15 protein-coding genes are annotated in these 15,479 nt (G+C 64.2%); 14 read left to right on the top strand and 1 reads right to left on the bottom strand.

The genetic code is table 11. The features are described 5' to 3' along the window. Positions 1 to 5 precede the first annotated feature (5 nt). Positions 6 to 1,028 carry a TRAP transporter substrate-binding protein DctP gene (gene dctP, locus XI02_RS36450; protein ID WP_172646964.1) on the bottom strand — a complete coding sequence of 341 codons (1,023 nt, stop codon included), beginning with the start codon at positions 1,026 to 1,028 and terminating at the stop codon, positions 6 to 8. A 377-nt stretch (positions 1,029 to 1,405) separates the two neighbouring features. Between dctP and XI02_RS36445 the strand changes: the two genes are divergently transcribed. The 14 genes from XI02_RS36445 (at position 1,406) to XI02_RS36380 (ending at position 15,439) form a co-directional block, all read left to right on the top strand. Next, positions 1,406 to 2,593 (top strand): ABC transporter substrate-binding protein, encoded by a 1,188-nt coding sequence (locus XI02_RS36445; protein ID WP_085964861.1) that lies wholly within the window; start codon positions 1,406 to 1,408, stop codon positions 2,591 to 2,593. 10 nt (positions 2,594 to 2,603) lie between these two features. Beyond that, entirely contained in the window at positions 2,604 to 3,470 is an 867-nt protein-coding gene (locus XI02_RS36440) for a branched-chain amino acid ABC transporter permease (RefSeq protein ID WP_018273486.1), read from the top strand. A gap of 4 nt (positions 3,471 to 3,474) precedes the next feature. After that, positions 3,475 to 4,512 (top strand): branched-chain amino acid ABC transporter permease, encoded by a 1,038-nt coding sequence (locus tag XI02_RS36435; RefSeq protein WP_016844196.1) that lies wholly within the window; start codon positions 3,475 to 3,477, stop codon positions 4,510 to 4,512. Next, on the top strand, positions 4,509 to 5,267 hold the full coding sequence (locus XI02_RS36430) for an ABC transporter ATP-binding protein (RefSeq protein ID WP_172646965.1): 759 nt from the start codon (positions 4,509 to 4,511) through the stop codon (positions 5,265 to 5,267). Before XI02_RS36435 ends, XI02_RS36430 begins: the two co-directional genes overlap by 4 nt. Next, positions 5,267 to 5,959, top strand: coding sequence for an ABC transporter ATP-binding protein (locus XI02_RS36425; RefSeq protein WP_172646966.1), 693 nt, complete (start codon positions 5,267 to 5,269; stop codon positions 5,957 to 5,959). Before XI02_RS36430 ends, XI02_RS36425 begins: the two co-directional genes overlap by 1 nt. Continuing rightward, positions 5,959 to 7,353 (top strand): MmgE/PrpD family protein, encoded by a 1,395-nt coding sequence (locus tag XI02_RS36420; RefSeq protein ID WP_172646967.1) that lies wholly within the window; start codon positions 5,959 to 5,961, stop codon positions 7,351 to 7,353. Before XI02_RS36425 ends, XI02_RS36420 begins: the two co-directional genes overlap by 1 nt. Beyond that, on the top strand, positions 7,350 to 8,159 hold the full coding sequence (locus XI02_RS36415; protein WP_016844200.1) for an SDR family NAD(P)-dependent oxidoreductase: 810 nt from the start codon (positions 7,350 to 7,352) through the stop codon (positions 8,157 to 8,159). The genes XI02_RS36420 and XI02_RS36415 overlap by 4 nt, the downstream gene beginning before the upstream one ends. A gap of 79 nt (positions 8,160 to 8,238) precedes the next feature. Further along, positions 8,239 to 9,402: a CaiB/BaiF CoA-transferase family protein gene (locus tag XI02_RS36410; protein WP_016844201.1), complete on the top strand. Its 1,164-nt coding sequence runs from the start codon at positions 8,239 to 8,241 to the stop codon at positions 9,400 to 9,402. Then, positions 9,392 to 10,186 carry an enoyl-CoA hydratase/isomerase family protein gene (locus XI02_RS36405; protein ID WP_016844202.1) on the top strand — a complete coding sequence of 265 codons (795 nt, stop codon included), beginning with the start codon at positions 9,392 to 9,394 and terminating at the stop codon, positions 10,184 to 10,186. Before XI02_RS36410 ends, XI02_RS36405 begins: the two co-directional genes overlap by 11 nt. Before the next feature lie 13 nt (positions 10,187 to 10,199). After that, complete coding sequence (locus tag XI02_RS36400; RefSeq protein WP_172646969.1) at positions 10,200 to 11,135, top strand: hydroxymethylglutaryl-CoA lyase; 936 nt, start codon at positions 10,200 to 10,202, stop codon at positions 11,133 to 11,135. Between the two features lie 11 nt (positions 11,136 to 11,146). Beyond that, a complete protein-coding gene (locus tag XI02_RS36395) occupies positions 11,147 to 12,349 on the top strand; it encodes an acyl-CoA dehydrogenase family protein (protein WP_016844204.1) in 1,203 nt (400 codons plus the stop codon). An 11-nt stretch (positions 12,350 to 12,360) separates the two neighbouring features. Continuing rightward, positions 12,361 to 13,734 carry an MmgE/PrpD family protein gene (locus XI02_RS36390; RefSeq protein WP_172646970.1) on the top strand — a complete coding sequence of 458 codons (1,374 nt, stop codon included), beginning with the start codon at positions 12,361 to 12,363 and terminating at the stop codon, positions 13,732 to 13,734. 8 nt (positions 13,735 to 13,742) lie between these two features. Continuing rightward, positions 13,743 to 14,555 (top strand): aspartate/glutamate racemase family protein, encoded by an 813-nt coding sequence (locus XI02_RS36385; protein ID WP_172646971.1) that lies wholly within the window; start codon positions 13,743 to 13,745, stop codon positions 14,553 to 14,555. Further along, positions 14,552 to 15,439, top strand: coding sequence for an MBL fold metallo-hydrolase (locus XI02_RS36380; protein ID WP_038378802.1), 888 nt, complete (start codon positions 14,552 to 14,554; stop codon positions 15,437 to 15,439). The genes XI02_RS36385 and XI02_RS36380 overlap by 4 nt, the downstream gene beginning before the upstream one ends. Positions 15,440 to 15,479: the final 40 nt, after the last annotated feature.

Below are 15,479 nucleotides of genomic sequence, written 5' to 3'. Positions count from 1 at the left end.
GGCAATCAATGGCCGATGGTCGTTACATCCGCCTGCACCTGCTGCAGCAAGGCGGGCGAAATCCGCAACTCCTTCGCGATGCCGTCCTGCAAAGGCAGCATCTTGGCGCGGACCTCAGCGAGCGCGCTCTCGGACGGCGAAACGAACACGACGCCGTTCTTCTCCAGCGTGTGGCGCGCCTCGGTCTGAGCTTCTTCCATGCTCTTGCGGTAGGCATGGATGTTCTCCTGCCAGAGGTCGATGACCAGCTTCTGGAGATCCGGCGGCAGCTTCCTGTAGAAGCTCTCGCTGATCATCGGCACGTAGAACCCGACGAATTCGCGATCCGCAAAGCCATATTTCACGCCGGATTCCCAGAGCTTTGCGCTGGCAAGGCTTTCATCGGTCGAGCTCAGCCCGTCGAACGTGCCTTGCGACAGCGCCAGCGGAACGTCCGGCCATGCCGTCACGTTCGGTGACGCGCCGAAGAATTTGGCGCGCGCCGACTGTCCCGCGCCGCCGGAGTTGCGGATCTTCATGCCGGCCTGGTCGGCGAAGTCGCGGATCGGCTTGTTGGTGCTGTAGGTGTTTTGATATCCGAGCTGCAGCCAGGGGCCGAGCAATTTGACATCGAGCTTGCTCTCGAATTGCTTGTTGATGATCTCGCCGATCTTGCCGTCGGCAGCAGCATAGACGACCGGGTAGGGCTGCCCGAAAAATGCCGGCAGCTGGAAGACGTCTGCATCGGGGACGAAGCCGGTCAGCACCCAGGTGCCGGGGATCGCCATCTCGACGGCGCCCTGACGCAGCGCCTTCACCACGTCGCGGTCGCGAAACAACTGGCCGCTGTGGAACAGCTCGGTCATGATCCGGCCGCCAGATTTTTCCTGCAGCTTCTTCAGGTAGTCGGCGGCAGACAATGTCCGTCCGTGTGTCGCCGACGTGTCCACCGAAGCCCGCAGCTTGAACTGAGGTTCGGCTGCTAGCGCTCCCTGGCTGCACTGAATCGCAAGCACGGCAAGCACGGCCGTCACGGCGCCCCGCATCATCGAGTTTCTCCCCTTGGCCGTCGTCTTCTGTCCGCGACGGGTCACGGAAGCTAACGGGCAGGCCAAGCTGATTCAAGTGGAACGTTTCATTGCAAAGGTGCGTCAGTAGCAGCGCATCGTTTCGAGTTCTAATGGATCGTTCGATCGATATGATAATCTTCTGTTATTGTTTATATTTATTGCATGTCCGGAACAGTGATTCATCTCAAGCATAGCTGATCTGCTCTATTTTTCATGAAACGTTTCATTGACAAGGCGACCTCCGCACGCCTAGCGTCCCGGCGCCGAGCGATACGCGCGGCTCCGGAGCGGAACGCTTCGGGTTTCCACGCAACAAGTGGACGGCGCATGAGCCGCAACAAATTACGGGGGGAGTGATGAGCACTACGCGGAGAGATCTGCTGTTGTCCGGCATCGCCGTCGGCGCTGCGCTTGCCAGTTCGAATGTTTCGGTGATGGCGGCGGGACAGGAATTGACGCTCGGCGTCGTCGGCGTCCTGTCGGGTCCCGCTGCGCAATGGGGCCTCGCGCTGCGCGGCGCGGTCGAACTCGTCGCTGCCGAGGCCAACCGGGACGGCCTGATCAAGATCGACGGGGCGCCATGCAAGGTCAACGTCGTTGCCATCGACAGCAAGTATACGGCCGAAGGCGCCGCCGCTGCGGCCAACACGCTGGCAGGGCAGGGCGTTAAATTCATCATCGGCCCCATCGGCTCGCCCGAGCTCACCGGCGTGAAGCCGATCGCCAAGCGCAATTCGATGCTGGTGATGGGCAACGGCTACGCCAAGGATGCGCTATCGCCGCAGTTGCCGCTGGTCTTTCATATGGGGCCGGGGCCTTCGGGCTGGGCCGAACCGATCATCAAGATCGCCAAACAGAAGTTCGGCATGAAGAGCGTGGTGCTGGTCGCGCCGAACGACCAAGGCGGCACGGATATCGCGAGCGTCGACGCCGACGCATACAAGAGAACCGGCATCACAGCTTCCGAAGAATATTATCAGCGTGGCACCACCAATTTCGCGCCGATCGTGACCCGGATCATGAACGCGAAGCCCGATGCCGTCGATCTCGCTTCATCGCCCCCTGGCGACGCCGGCATCATCGTGAAGCAATTGCGTCAGGCTGGCTTTGAGGGACCGATCGGACGTCTCGGCGGTCCGGGATACACCGAAATCTCCCGCGTCGCCGGTGGCGATGAGGTGCTGAAGGACTTCTATTGGTACGAACCGGTTCTCATCGACGAGAAAGTGCAAATGATCGCCGACGAGTACAAGAAACTGCTCGGTGCCGATCGGCCGGAAAACAATCTGTTCTTTCAGTGGGTCTCCGCCGCCCGCATGGTAACCAAGGCAATCGCCAAGGCCGGTACCATCTCGGACACGGCCAAGGTTGCCGAGGCCCTGCGATCTTTGCCGGTCGAGGATCCCAATATCGGTCCCGGTCACTGGATCGGGCAGGATTTCTTCGGCATCAACCAGGAACTGTCGTTCCCGTTTGGCGTCGGACTCGTGGAAAAAGGCAAGCTGCAACCGACTATCAGGGTCGAAGCGGCCGGCGGCAAGTAGCGGGTACTCCGTGCAAGGTTTTGTCGCCACCAGCCTCATCGGCATCAGCCTGGGTGCGCAGTACGCGCTGCTCGCCCTCGGCTTCACCCTGATCTTCGGCATTCTCGGAGTCGTCAATTTCGCGCATGGCGGCTTCTACGTTCTCGGAGGATATCTCGCCTATTCCGCGGTGACCTATCTCGGCATGCCTTACGCGCTGGCGGTGATCTGCGCGGCGCTGGGTACCACGGTGCTCGGATTCCTGTTCGAGCGCTTCGTGCTGGATCGCGTGATTGACGATCATCTGGCGACGCTGATGCTGACGCTCGGCCTCTATCTGATGATGTCGAGCGGCATATTGGTGGTGTTCGGGCCGCAATCTCCGGCCTTCGCGTTTCCATTGACCGGTGTCATTCATGGCCATGGATTCTTTGTGCCGATTGAGAATCTCGTGGTGCTGGGCGTCTGCATCATCGGGATCCTGTCGATTTACGGCCTGATCTATTACACCGATTTCGGCCGCGCTCTGCGTGCGATGGCCGATGACCGCGCGGTTGCGACGGCGCAGGGACTGCGTCCCGCGATTCTGTTCCCGGCCGCCTTCGCCCTGGCGACCGGGCTCGCCGGCCTCACCGGCGCGCTGGTAACACCGATCCTGTCGCTCGCGCCGCATATCGGCGATCCCGTGCTGGCGACGTCCTTCCTGATCGTCATCCTCGGCGGTCTTGGCAGCGTCGGCGGTGCGACGGTCGCGGCCTTCATTGTCGGCATGGCGGAGGCGTTCTCGGCGGTCTATCTCGGCGGCTCGAAGGGCGCGCTCGCGCTGTTCGTGCTCGTCCTGGTCATGCTGGTGGTCAAGCCATCCGGCCTGTTCGGTCACCGGGTTCGGGGAGCTTGAGCACATGACAGCCCACTCGCTCTCCAAGCGCGGCGATCTGGCCGAGGCGGCAAGCGTCGTGGTCATCGCGGCCGCCTTCGCAGTCCCCTGGCTCAGCCAGAACCCGATGGTCTATTCGCTGGCCAACCAGATGCTGATCGCGATTACGGCTGCCTTCAGCGTCTACATCATGCTGCGCATGAATCTGATGACCTTCGCCGTGCCGACCTTCATGGCGATCGGCGGTTACACCGTCGCGATCCTGGGGCTTCGTCACGGCGTGACCGACGTGCTGTTGCTGGGGCTTGCCAGCTTCGTGGTGCCGGCGCTGTTTGCGCTGCCGCTCGGTGCGCTGGTGCTACGTCTGACCGGCGTCTATTTCGTGCTGGTCACGTTCGTCCTCACCGAGATCACGCAACTGTTGTTGTTCGAAACGCCGGGATTGACCGGTGGGTCCAATGGACTGGTCGGCATGCCGGCGGTGACGCTGTTCGGGCTGGAACTCGCCGACAACCGCGCGGTGCTTCAGGTCACGATCGGCCTGGCGCTCACCGGCGCCATCGTCACCGCTGCGGTGACCCGTACGCTTCGCCAGCACTTCGCGGCGATCGAAGAGAACGAACTCCTTGCCCAGAGTCTCGGCCTCGTTGTTTGGCACTACAAGGCGTTCGGCTTCGCCATCGCGGCGGGTGTGTCCGGGCTCGCTGGCTTCGCTCTCGTCAACATGCTGCTCACCGCCCATCCGACCTCGTTCAGCGCGCTGTCATCGGTCAACTACATTGCCTACGCGATCATCGGGGGAAAGAGCAGCATGCTTGGCCCGGTTGTCGGCGGCGCCCTGCTGATCTGGGCGGGAGACGTCTTCGCATTGCGCGGGGAGTATTCTCAGTTCCTGTTCGGCTTCCTGATCGTGGTCGTGGTGCTGGTCGCGCGCGAGGGCATCGTCGGGACGATCCATCGCCTTGGTGTCCGTGTGTTTTCCCCGCCGCTGCCGTCGCGGTCTTCCACCGTCGCCTCGTCGCCGACGCTGAGCGTGCCCAATGCGATGGAGCCGCTGCAATGACGGCTGAATGCACCGTACGTACCGACGGCGGCGCGCTGCTCGAGGTCGCTGCCATCTCCAAGCGGTTTGGCGGGCTGCATGTCTTCGACAATGTCAGCTTCGCCATCCCGCCAGGCGACGTCCTTGGCGTCATCGGACCAAACGGCGCCGGCAAGACCACGCTCATCAACGTCATTTGCGGCATGCTGCCGCCGACTACCGGCCGGGTGCGGCTCGACGGCAAGGACATGACGGACAAGCCGCTCCATGCCGTCAGTCGCATGGGAATTATCCGCAGCTTCCAACAAACCAACACCTTCCGTACGGCATCGGTCCGCGAGAACATTTCTCGGGTCCTTCGCTTCAGCGGCAGCGGGCCCGGATGGGAGAGCGTCGCGCCGCTGATTGACGAGTTCGAGCTTGAACCGCAGCTCGATGAGCAGAGCGACAAGCTGCCGTACGGGCTTCAGAAGATGCTGGGCCTCATTCTGGCCTGCGCAGCTCGGCCGAAAGTCCTGCTGCTCGACGAGCCGGCGGCCGGTCTCGAGCGGCGGGAGCGCCTACGGGTCGATGCTTTCGTGCGCCACGTAAAGACTGAGCTCGGTTGCGGGGTCCTGATCGTCGAGCATGACATGGATCTCGTGCGCCGCCTCTGTCCAAGAATACTGGTTCTCGATTCCGGTCGTGTCCTGGCCGAGGGCGCTCCGGCCGAAGTCCTGGCACGCAAGGATGTCATCGATGCCTATCTCGGGTCGGTGGACGAGGAGGCGGCCTGATGCTGGCGGTGAAAGACCTCGAAGTCCGCTATGGCGGCATCACGGCGATCCGCGGTGTCTCGATCGATGTCGCCGAGGGTGAGACGGTCCTGCTGATCGGCGCCAATGGTGCCGGCAAGTCGAGCCTGATCAACGCCGTCATCGGTCTGGTCAAGGCCTCGCATGGCAGCGTGCGCTTCGCGGGCCACGATCTCAGCGCCGTATCCTGCGATGGCCGCGCCCGGGCGGGAATGGGTTATTCGCCCGAAGGCCGCCGCGTATTTGCGACCATGTCGGTCGCTGACAATGTCCTGAGCGGCGCCTGCTGGCACGGCGGGGCGGCCCAGCGCGAAGCTTGGGCTTGGCTCTGTGGCATCTTTCCGATCCTGAAGGAGCGCGCCAGCCAGCCGGCCGGACAATTGTCGGGGGGACAACAGCAGATCGTCGCCCTGGCGCGCGCCATGAGTTCGTTTCCCAAGCTGCTGCTGCTGGATGAACCCTTCCTCGGGCTCGCGCCGGTGTGGATCGCGCAGATCAGCGAGGCGATCCGCCATATGCAGCGGCGCGGCACGACCATTCTCATGACCGAGCAGATGGCGCGTCCGGCGCTCAAGCTTGCCACACGCGGTTACGTGATGCGCGGTGGCGAGGTCAGGCGGAGCGGCACCGTTGCCGAAATTCGCGACGTTGCGCTTGCCGAGGAGTATTTGTGATGTCCGCTACGTTGAACGCCACCGCACTGCTCGGGACCTTCGCCGCAAGGACGTCAGCGAGCGAACTGTCCCCGGATGTCGCCACGAAGGCAGCCATTTGCCTGCTCGACTCGCTGGGGCTCGCGCTCGCCGCGCGGCACGAGGCGACGGCCGCGGCCGCGCGTGCGATGACCGCGGAGGTGCTGCCTGGACCGCGCACCGCGCGCATCTGGGCGAGCGGCAAACATGCCGCGCTGTCCGAGGCGGTTCTCGCCAACGGCATTGCCGTTCACGCCTATTTTCAAGACGACACCGACCACGATTCTTGGACGCACCCGGGATCCCTGATTGCGCCGGTCGCGGTGGCGCTTGGCGAAACGCTGGATGCGCCGCTGCGCACCGTATTGACCGCTCTCACGGTCGGCTATTCCGCGCTCAAATGGCTTGGTGCGGGTGAAGTCGTTGCCCGCGGCCTGATCGGCAGGGGCGTGCGGACCAGCCCAACCTTCGGCACGATCGGCGCCGCGGCGGCGGCCGCAGCCGCACTTGGGCTCGATCCACCGAGGTCCACCAGTGCGGTTGCCATCGCGGCCTGCACGACCGGCGGCACGCTGGAGCCGGTGCGCTGCGGCTCCGACGAATGGCGCGTACAGAACGGGCGCGCCGCCCAGGGTGGGCTGGTTGCCGCGGAGCTCGCGGCGCGCGGCGTCCAGGGGGCGCCCGATGCGCTGGAAGGACCGAAGGGGTTGTTGCGCTCGCTTGCCGGGCTCGATCGCACGCCAGAACAATGGCAGCGAGGCCCCGATGTCACGACGATGATCGGCATCATGGCAAAACCGTTCGCAACCCTGGGCGACAACATGTCGGCGGTGCTGGCGGCACATATGCTTCACCGCGACGGCATCGATCTGTCGCAGGTGAAGCGGATTACCGTGACGATCTGGGAGCCCTATACGCAATATCCGGGAACGTCCTTCAAGGGACCGTTCACGCGGACGGTGCAGACCCAGGCCAGCACCGCCTTTGCGGTCGCCGCCATGCTGCGCTACGGCCGCCTCGACTACGAGATGGGCGTCGAGCATCGCCAGGACCGGGAGATCATGACACTCGTCGAAAAGACGATCGTCGAGCCGGACGCGATCGGTACCCATCTCGACGCGACCGTCGAGTTGGAGATCGAAAATGGTGGGCGTCTTCGCCGGACTGCGCGCGAGGCGCCCAAGGTTCTGGTGTTCCAGGACGAAGTCCGCGCCACCGAGGTTTTTGATAGCCGCCTGGCCGGCACCGGAATTCCGGCCGGCGAAGGCGCCAGCCTTGCGGCCGAGGTTTTCGCCTCGGCACGTAGCGGCGGATCGATGCCTGTGCGCAGGCTGCTCGACCGCCTGACCCGATCTCAAAGGGATGCGATCAAATGAAACTTGGACTTGAAGGCAAGACGGCGATCGTCACCGGCGGCAGCAAGGGCATTGGTCTCGAGACCGTACGCTTGCTGGCGGAGGAGGGTGTCAAGGTTCTGGTCTGCGCGCGCCGCGAGGACGCGCTGGCCGAATGTCGTTCTGACGTCGAGCGGAGCACCGGCGTCAAGGTCGAAACGCTGTCGCTTGATGTGACCGATCTGAAGCAGATCGAGCGGCTGCCGGCGCTCGCCCGCGATCGCCTCGGCCGCGTCGACATCCTGGTCAACAATGCCGGCACCGGCACCTACAAGCCGTTCCTCGAAGTCACCGACGAGGAATTGCAATACGGCATGGCGATCAATTTCTTCGCTCAGTTCCGTATCTGTCAGCGCATCATCCCGATCATGATCGAGCAGAACGGCGGCAGCATCGTCAACGTGTCGGGCGAAACCGGGATCATGGTGACGATGCCGCCGTTCCTGTCGTCATGCACCGGTCCGGCCAAGTCGGCCGAAATCCGCTTCTCCAAGATTCTCGCCAACGAATTCGGGCCGCACAACATTCGCGTCAACTGCGTCGTTCCCGGTTTCGTCAATACTCCGGAACGTTTTGCAAAATGGGAGCGCGAACTCGCCAAGCGCAATCTGGGCGAAGAGGAGGCGGAAGCCGAACGCAAGCGCTGGTCGGAAAATAATTCGATGCGCAACACGCGCTGGGGCACGCCGGAGGAACTCGCCAATTTGATCGTCTTCGCGCTGTCCGACCGCGCGAGCTTCGTCAACGGCGCGGTGCTGGTTGCCGACAATGCGCAGGACAAGTCGTGAAAGCGACGCCGCTCGACATGATGAATCGATTGATGACAACAGGAACGGCGGCGGCCCTTGCGGCAGCCGGGAGGATTTGATGGACGTTGACAAGCCGCTCGCTGGTATCACCGTGGTTGAACTCGGACACAGCGTGGCCGCCCCCTATGCCGGATTGATTCTGGCCGATCTCGGCGCCCGTGTGATCAAGGTCGAAAATCCCAAGAGCGGCGATTATGCGCGTGGCTGGGGGCCGCCGTTCTGGAACGGAACGGCAAGTGTGTTCCATAGTCTCAATCGCGGCAAGGAAGGCATCACCGTCGATTTCGGTGCAGCGGAAGATTGCGAGAAGCTGAAGTCGCTGATCCTGAACGAGGCCGATGCCGTCATCCAGAATCTGCGGCCCGGCATTCTGGACAAGTTTGGTCTCACCGCGGATGCGCTCAGCGCCGCGAAGCCATCGCTGATCTGGTGCGACATCGGCGCGTTCGGCGCCAAGGGACCGCTCGCCAGCAAGCCCGGCTACGATCCGCTCGCCCAGGCCAGCACCGGCATCATGAGCGTTACCGGCGAGGGCGGTCGGCCGCCGGTGCGTGTCGGCGTCTCGCTGGTCGACATGGGCTCCGGCATGTGGGCGGTGATCGGCATGCTCGCCGCGTTGGTGGCGCGCAACAAGGGCGGTCAGGGTCGCAGCGTTGCGACCTCGCTTTACGAGACCGGGCTCGCGTGGATGACCGTTCCGCTGGCCGGCTATGCGGCGTCAGGTGAGGTGCGCAAGCCCTATGGATCGGGCACCGCGGAAATCGCGCCCTATCAGGCATTTGAGGCGTCCGACGGATGGCTGATGATTGCAGCCGGCAACGACAATCTGTTCCGCAAGCTGTGCGTGGCGTTGAGTCTCGAGGCGCTTGCGCATGATCCTGACTTCGCGACCAACGCGGCAAGGGTCGTCAACCGCGAACGACTGATCCCGCAAATCGCGGCCGCGGTGCGCAAGTATACGGCCGATGCGCTTGGCGGCATTCTCGACGGCGCCGGGGTTCCCAATGCACCGCTGCTGACCACCGATCAGGTTGCGGAGCATCCACAAACCCGCGCGCTCGACATGATGGTGCGATGTGCTGGCGACGATATCGATCTTGTCGGCGTTCCGCTTGCCTTCGACGGTACGCGACCACGCGCGCGCACCGCTGCGCCGGCGCTCGGCCAGCACAATGCCATTCTTCGAAAGCCTGCGAGCAAGGGAGCCATCAATGCGAACTGATTTCCAAACCATCAAGGTCGAACGGCGTGATGGCGATATCCTGCTGGTGACGTTGCACCGGCCGGAAGCGTCCAATGCGATGAACACCCAGATGGGCCTCGATCTGGTGGAACTGTTCGAGGGCTTCTCGACCGACATCGAGGGGTTGCGCGCGGTGATCCTGACCGGACACGGCGACAAGGCGTTCTGCGCCGGGGGCGATCTGAAGCAGCGCAACGGCATGACGGACGAGGCCTGGCAGGCACAGCATCTGGTCTTCGAGCGCATGCTGCGCGCTCTGCTGGGCTGTCCGATTCCCGTGATCGGCGCGATCAATGGTGCGGCCTATGGCGGCGGCTGCGAGATCGCGGCGGCGCTCGACTTCGTCTACGCCTCGACCAATGCACGCTTCGCGCTGACCGAAGTGACGCTCGGCATCATGCCAGGTGGCGGCGGCACGCAGAATCTGCCGCGCGCCGTCGGCGAGCGCCGCGCCAAGGAATTGATCCTGTCCGGCCAGCCGTTCTCGGCTGCCGAGGCCGAGCGGTGGGGGCTGGTCAATCGGGTGCTGCCGCCAGGGGAATTGCTGGAGGCGACCTTCGCCATCGCCCATCGCATCGCTGCCAATGGCCCGATCTCGGTGCGCCAGGCCAAGCAGGCGATCCATCGCGGTTTGCAGATGTCGCTCGCCGATGGCCTCGCCTTCGAGATCGAGGCCTACAACCGTCTGGTTCCGACCGCGGACCGGCGCGAAGGCGTGCTGGCGTTCAACGAGCGCCGCAAACCCAACTTTCAAGGCAAGTAGGAGGAGGCGCGAAATGCGTGAGAAAGCTCATATTCGCGAGGTCGGACCCCGCGACGGCATCCAGATGGTCAAAACCATCTTGCCGAGCGCGCGCAAGCTGGCCTGGTGCCGCGGCGCAGTGGAGGCCGGAATCCGCGAGATCGAGGTGACCTCGTTCGTGCCGGCCAAGGTGATCCCGCAATTTGCCGACGCGGAGGAGGTGGCCCGCGGCGCGCTGGCGATGCCGGGCTTGCGGCCGTCGGTTCTGGTTCCGAATCTGAAGGGGGCCGAGCGCGCCTTCGCGCTCGGTGTGCCAATCGTCAACTATGTGCTGTCGGCGAGCGAGGAGCACAACCAGGCCAATGTTCGCCGCAGTACCGAGGAGTCGCTGCAGGACTTCGCGCGCATCGCCGCAGCGCGCGATCAGCGCCCCGGAGCACGAATCGGACTTGGTGCGGGCATCGCGACCGCGTTCGGCTGCACCATCTCGGGGGCGGTATCGGAGGCACGAGTGGTCGAGATCGCGGTGCGGCTCGCCGGGATGGGCGCCGACGAGATCATCGTCGCCGATACGGTCGGCTATGGCGATCCGGGTCAGGTTCGCCGCTTGATGGGCGCGGTGATCGCAGCGGTGCGTCCACTGCCGGTCGCCTGCCACTTCCACGACACGCGCGGTCTCGGTCTCGCCAATGTGACGGCGGCACTGGATGCGGGTGTACGCGCGTTCGATGCATCTCTCGCCGGACTCGGCGGCTGTCCGTTCGCACCCGGCGCCACCGGCAATATCGACACCGAGGATACCGTCTTCCTGCTCGAGCAACTCGGTTTCGATACCGGCGCCGATGTCGAGCGGCTGGTTGCCTTGCGACGCGAGGTCGAGAGCTGGCTGCCCGGCGAACGGTTCTCCGGCGCGATCGCCCGCGCCGGCCTGCCCAAAACGTTCCGCGTGTCGGCCAGCGCCGCCGCCTGAAAGGATATGACATGAACTATCACGACGCCGCCCAAACTGCCGACATGGAGGTCACCGTCGCGTTGGGGGAGGATTTCTCCGACCTGCGCAACACGGTGCGGCAGATCTGCAAGGGCTTTCCGGGCGAATATTGGCGCAAGCTCGACGACCAAAGCGCCTATCCGACCGAATTCGTCGCGGCGTTGACGGAAGCGGGATTCCTCGGCGCGTTGATCCCGGAGGAATACGGAGGTTCGGGCCTGCCGCTGCGTGCAGCCGCGGTGATCCTCGAAGAGATCAATGCGAATGGCTGCAGCGCCAGTCCCGCGCATGCCCAGATGTACATCATGGGTACGTTGCTCCGTCACGGCAACGAGACCCAGAAGCGGACGTACCTGCCGGAGATCGCGGCAGGCCGGCTGCGGCTGCAGGCCTTTGGCGTGACCGAGCCCAATACCGGATCCGATACCACCCAGCTCAAAACCCGCGCCGAGCGTCAGGGCGACGTCTATGTCGTCAACGGCCAGAAGGTCTGGACGTCGCGGGCGCTGCACTCCGACCTGATGCTGCTCCTGGCGCGCACCAGTCCGGTCGATCAGGTGAAGCGGCGCACCGACGGACTTTCGGTGTTCCTGGTCGACTTGCGTGAGGCCAAGGGCAACGGCGTCGAAATCCGCCCGATCAAGGCGATGGTCAATCACAACACGACAGAGGTGTTCATCGAGAACCTGAAAGTGCCGGTCGCCAATCTCATCGGGGAGGAAGGCAAGGGCTTTCGCTACATCCTCGACGGCATGAACGCCGAGCGGATCCTGGTCGCCTCTGAATGCGTCGGCGATGGGCGCTGGCTTCTCGGCAAGGGCGTCGCCTACGCCAATGAGCGGCGCGTCTTCGGCCGCTCGATAGGCCAGAACCAGGGCATCCAGTTTCCGCTGGCGCGCGCCTACGCCGAACTCGAAGCCGCCGACATGATGTGCCGCCGCGCCGCCGCGTTGTTCCAGGCCGGGCAGCCCTGCGGAGCAGACGCCAACATCGCCAAGCTGCTGGCGTCGGAGGCCACCTGGAAAGCGGCCGATACGACATTCCAGACCCATGGCGGATTCGCCTTTGCGCAGGAATACGACGTCGAGCGCAAATGGCGTGAGGTCCGTCTTTACCAGACAGCTCCGATCTCGACCAACATGGTGCTGGCCTATGTGGCGCAGCACGTGCTCGGTCTTCCGCGTTCCTACTGAGGAGACGACCCATGCTGGATATCACGCGTCAGACGGCGAATTTTGTAGCCGGCCTCAAGCTGTCCGATCTGTCCGGCCGCTGCCGCGAGGCGGCGCGGACCGGCATCATCGACTGCGTCGGCGTCATGATCGCTGGCGCCGCCGAGCAGCCGGTGCGGATCGTGTCGGCGATGGTGGCCGCGTCCACCCAGAACGATGGCGCGCCCGAGGTTCCGTCGGGCCGCAATCTCGCGGCGCCAGATGCCGCGCTCGTCAACGGTGTCGCGGCGCATGTGCTCGACTATGACGACGTGGCGCTCGCCGGACACCCGAGCACCGTGCTGGTGCCCGCCATCCTGGCCGAAGGGTGGTCGCTCGACTCCAGCGGCGCCGACGCGCTCGCCGCCTATGCCGCGGGCTACGAAGTCTGGGCGCAGGTCATTGCGCTGGAGCCCGGTCACCTCCATGAGCGCGGCTTTCATCCGACGGCCGTGATGGGCGCGCTCGCCACCGCGGCCGCCTGTGCGCGGCTGCGCAAGCTCGACTCCACGAAGACCGCGCATGCCATCGCGATCGCCGCCTCGCTCGCCTCCGGACTGGTTGCCAATTTCGGCACCATGACCAAATCGCTGCATGCCGGCCGCACCGCCCAATCCGGCGTGCTTGCCGCGCGCCTCGCCGATCAGGGATTTACCGCATCGCTGGACGTGCTCGAGCACCAAACCGGCTTCCTGCGTGCCCATTCGCCCTCGGGCACGCCGGAGATCGAAAACGGCACGATCGATATCGGCCGCAACCGGCGGCTTGCCGATCTCGGCATCAATGTGAAGCGCTATCCGACCTGCTATGCGACCCATCGTTCGATCGACGCGATGATTGACCTGGTGAAAGCGCACAAGCTGAAACCCGACGACGTGAAGGAAATTCGGGTCCACACCGGCGTCACCCAAAGGCTGATGTTGCGCAACACCAATCCGCAGACCGGTCTCGAGGCCAAGTTCAGCATGGAATTCGCGATGACCGCCGCGCTGATCGCCGGCCGCGTCGGGCTGTCCGAGCTCACCGATGAGTTCGTCTCGCGGCCCGACGTCGGCGCCACCTTCGCCAAGGTCCGTTGCACGACAACCGATGAAATCATGCCGGGAGATCAGCCGTTCGCGCCGGACGACCGCGTCAGCGTCGTGTTGGCGTCGGGCGAGGTGCTTGAGCACGCGCCGGTGGTTCATGCCAAGGGCAGCTGGCAGCGCCCGCTTTCGCGCGACGAACTGCAGGATAAGTTCATGGACTGCGCGACCCGGGTGTTCAAGCAAGGCCATGCCGCAGCACTGTTCGAGCAGCTCTGGAATATCGAGGATCTCGAGTCGATCCGTTCGCTGCGCCTGACCAACGACCGGGGCGACGCATGAGCGCGGCAATGCCTGGGAAGGGATCGACGCCGCGCATCTGGCACCAGTCGGTCAACGAGCTCGATCATCTCGAAGTCTACAAGCGTGCGCTCGAGGCCCATGCGGCGGAAATCCTTGGCGATGACGCCGAGGTCGTCGTTCACGGGCTTCCGTCCGGATCATACGCCGGCGCTTCGGCCACTGCGGTGCTCGGCAATGCATTCGCCTATCACCGCATTCTCAGCCGGGTGATCGACAATGCGATCGCGGCCGAGCGGCAGGGTTATGATGCCTTCGTGATCGGCTCGTTCAGCGAGCCGTTCCTGCGCGAGATCCGCTCCGCGGTGGATATTCCCGTCGCCTCGCTGACCGAGAGTGGTCTTCTGGTCGGCTGCTCGCTTGGCAGCTATGTGGCATTGATCTCCAATGCGCCGGCGGTGCAGTGGATGACCAAGGTTGCGGTCGACAAGCACAAGCTCGCGGCGCGTGTGCTCGAGGTCGCGGCGATGGATCCGCCGCTCGACGAGCCGCAGCTGGCGCGTGCTTACGCCGATCCGGCTCCGGTCATCGCAAATTTCACAGCCGCGGCCGAGCGCCTGGTGGCGCGAGGGGCCGATGTCATCATTCCGGCGGAAGGCGTGCTGGCGGAACTCCTGGTTCGTCACGGCGTCCACCGCATTGCCGGCGCTCCCGTGATGGACGTGTTTGCCGTCACCTGGGCCTATGCGCTGATGCAGATCAGGCTCTGGTCGAAGGCACAACTTGGCGTGGGCCGGAGCTGGCACCACAGGCGCGACGATGCAGCGATCGTTGCAAGATTTTGGCAAGGGGACACACAATGAGCACTTCAGCCTCAACGCAAGTCGCAGGCGTCTATCACCGCAGGCTTGGCGACGCGCTCGTCACCGGCCTCAGCGACGGTTATGTCGACATGGGATACACGATCTTTCGCAATATCCCCGAGGAGGAAACCAAGGCCATTCTGGCGCGCGATCACCGCACCTCGCCGCCGCGCATCTCGGTCAACGCCTTTGCCGTGCGCATGGACAGTCGGACCTACCTGATCGACTGCGGATCAGCGGATCTGATGGGGCCGACCTGCGGTCGCCTGCCGGAAAATCTCGCTGCCGCCGGCATCGATCCGGCCTCGGTCGACGCGGTGCTGCTGACCCATGTCCATCCCGACCATTCCAACGGGCTGACCGATGCCGCGACCGGAACGCGCCTGTTTCCCAACGCGGAAATCATCGTCCATGAGAACGAGATCAATCACTGGTTCAACGACGAGGCGATGGCCAAGGCGGCCGAGCGGCCCCGGCGCCGCTATTTCGAGGCCGGCCGCACCCAGCTGAAGCCCTATATGGCTGCCGATCGCGTCAAGACTTTCCGGAAGGGCGAGGTGCTCCCGGGCGTCACGGCGATCCCGATCCACGGTCATACCCCCGGCCACGCCGCCTATGTCGTATCGCGCGGCGGCGAATCAATGGTGGTTTGGGGTGACACGGTCCATGTGCCGGAGATCCAGGTTGCACGTCCGGAAGTGACGATGGAATTCGACACCGACCCCGAGGCCGCTGCGGCCGCTCGTCAGATGATGTTCGACATGGTTGTCACTGACGACATGCTGGTCGGCGGTATGCATCTGCATTTCCCCGGGTTCGGACATATGCGGCGCGAGGCAGGCCGATACAGCCTGGTGGCGGAGCAGTGGGCGTTCGAAGTATGAGCCGCAATATCATCGAAGCCGACGCCATCTGATCGGTCCG

The organism is Bradyrhizobium sp. CCBAU 21365, assembly GCF_015291305.1.
Classification (GTDB): Bacteria; Pseudomonadota; Alphaproteobacteria; order Rhizobiales; family Xanthobacteraceae; genus Bradyrhizobium; species Bradyrhizobium elkanii.
This window is presented reverse-complemented; position numbering and strand designations above follow the sequence as displayed.

What these genes read in the sequence shown, in the direction of transcription:
- XI02_RS36415 (WP_016844200.1), top strand. Translation starts at nt 7,350, where the DNA reads ATGAAACTTGGACTTGAAGGCAAGACGGCGATCGTCACCGGCGGCAGC.
- dctP (WP_172646964.1), bottom strand. Translation starts at nt 1,028, where the DNA reads ATGATGCGGGGCGCCGTGACGGCCGTGCTTGCCGTGCTTGCGATTCAG.
- XI02_RS36420 (WP_172646967.1), top strand. Translation starts at nt 5,959, where the DNA reads ATGTCCGCTACGTTGAACGCCACCGCACTGCTCGGGACCTTCGCCGCA.
- XI02_RS36385 (WP_172646971.1), top strand. Translation starts at nt 13,743, where the DNA reads ATGCCTGGGAAGGGATCGACGCCGCGCATCTGGCACCAGTCGGTCAAC.
- XI02_RS36425 (WP_172646966.1), top strand. Translation starts at nt 5,267, where the DNA reads ATGCTGGCGGTGAAAGACCTCGAAGTCCGCTATGGCGGCATCACGGCG.
- XI02_RS36435 (WP_016844196.1), top strand. Translation starts at nt 3,475, where the DNA reads ATGACAGCCCACTCGCTCTCCAAGCGCGGCGATCTGGCCGAGGCGGCA.
- XI02_RS36445 (WP_085964861.1), top strand. Translation starts at nt 1,406, where the DNA reads ATGAGCACTACGCGGAGAGATCTGCTGTTGTCCGGCATCGCCGTCGGC.
- XI02_RS36400 (WP_172646969.1), top strand. Translation starts at nt 10,200, where the DNA reads ATGCGTGAGAAAGCTCATATTCGCGAGGTCGGACCCCGCGACGGCATC.
- XI02_RS36410 (WP_016844201.1), top strand. Translation starts at nt 8,239, where the DNA reads ATGGACGTTGACAAGCCGCTCGCTGGTATCACCGTGGTTGAACTCGGA.
- XI02_RS36405 (WP_016844202.1), top strand. Translation starts at nt 9,392, where the DNA reads ATGCGAACTGATTTCCAAACCATCAAGGTCGAACGGCGTGATGGCGAT.
- XI02_RS36390 (WP_172646970.1), top strand. Translation starts at nt 12,361, where the DNA reads ATGCTGGATATCACGCGTCAGACGGCGAATTTTGTAGCCGGCCTCAAG.
- XI02_RS36395 (WP_016844204.1), top strand. Translation starts at nt 11,147, where the DNA reads ATGAACTATCACGACGCCGCCCAAACTGCCGACATGGAGGTCACCGTC.
- XI02_RS36380 (WP_038378802.1), top strand. Translation starts at nt 14,552, where the DNA reads ATGAGCACTTCAGCCTCAACGCAAGTCGCAGGCGTCTATCACCGCAGG.
- XI02_RS36430 (WP_172646965.1), top strand. Translation starts at nt 4,509, where the DNA reads ATGACGGCTGAATGCACCGTACGTACCGACGGCGGCGCGCTGCTCGAG.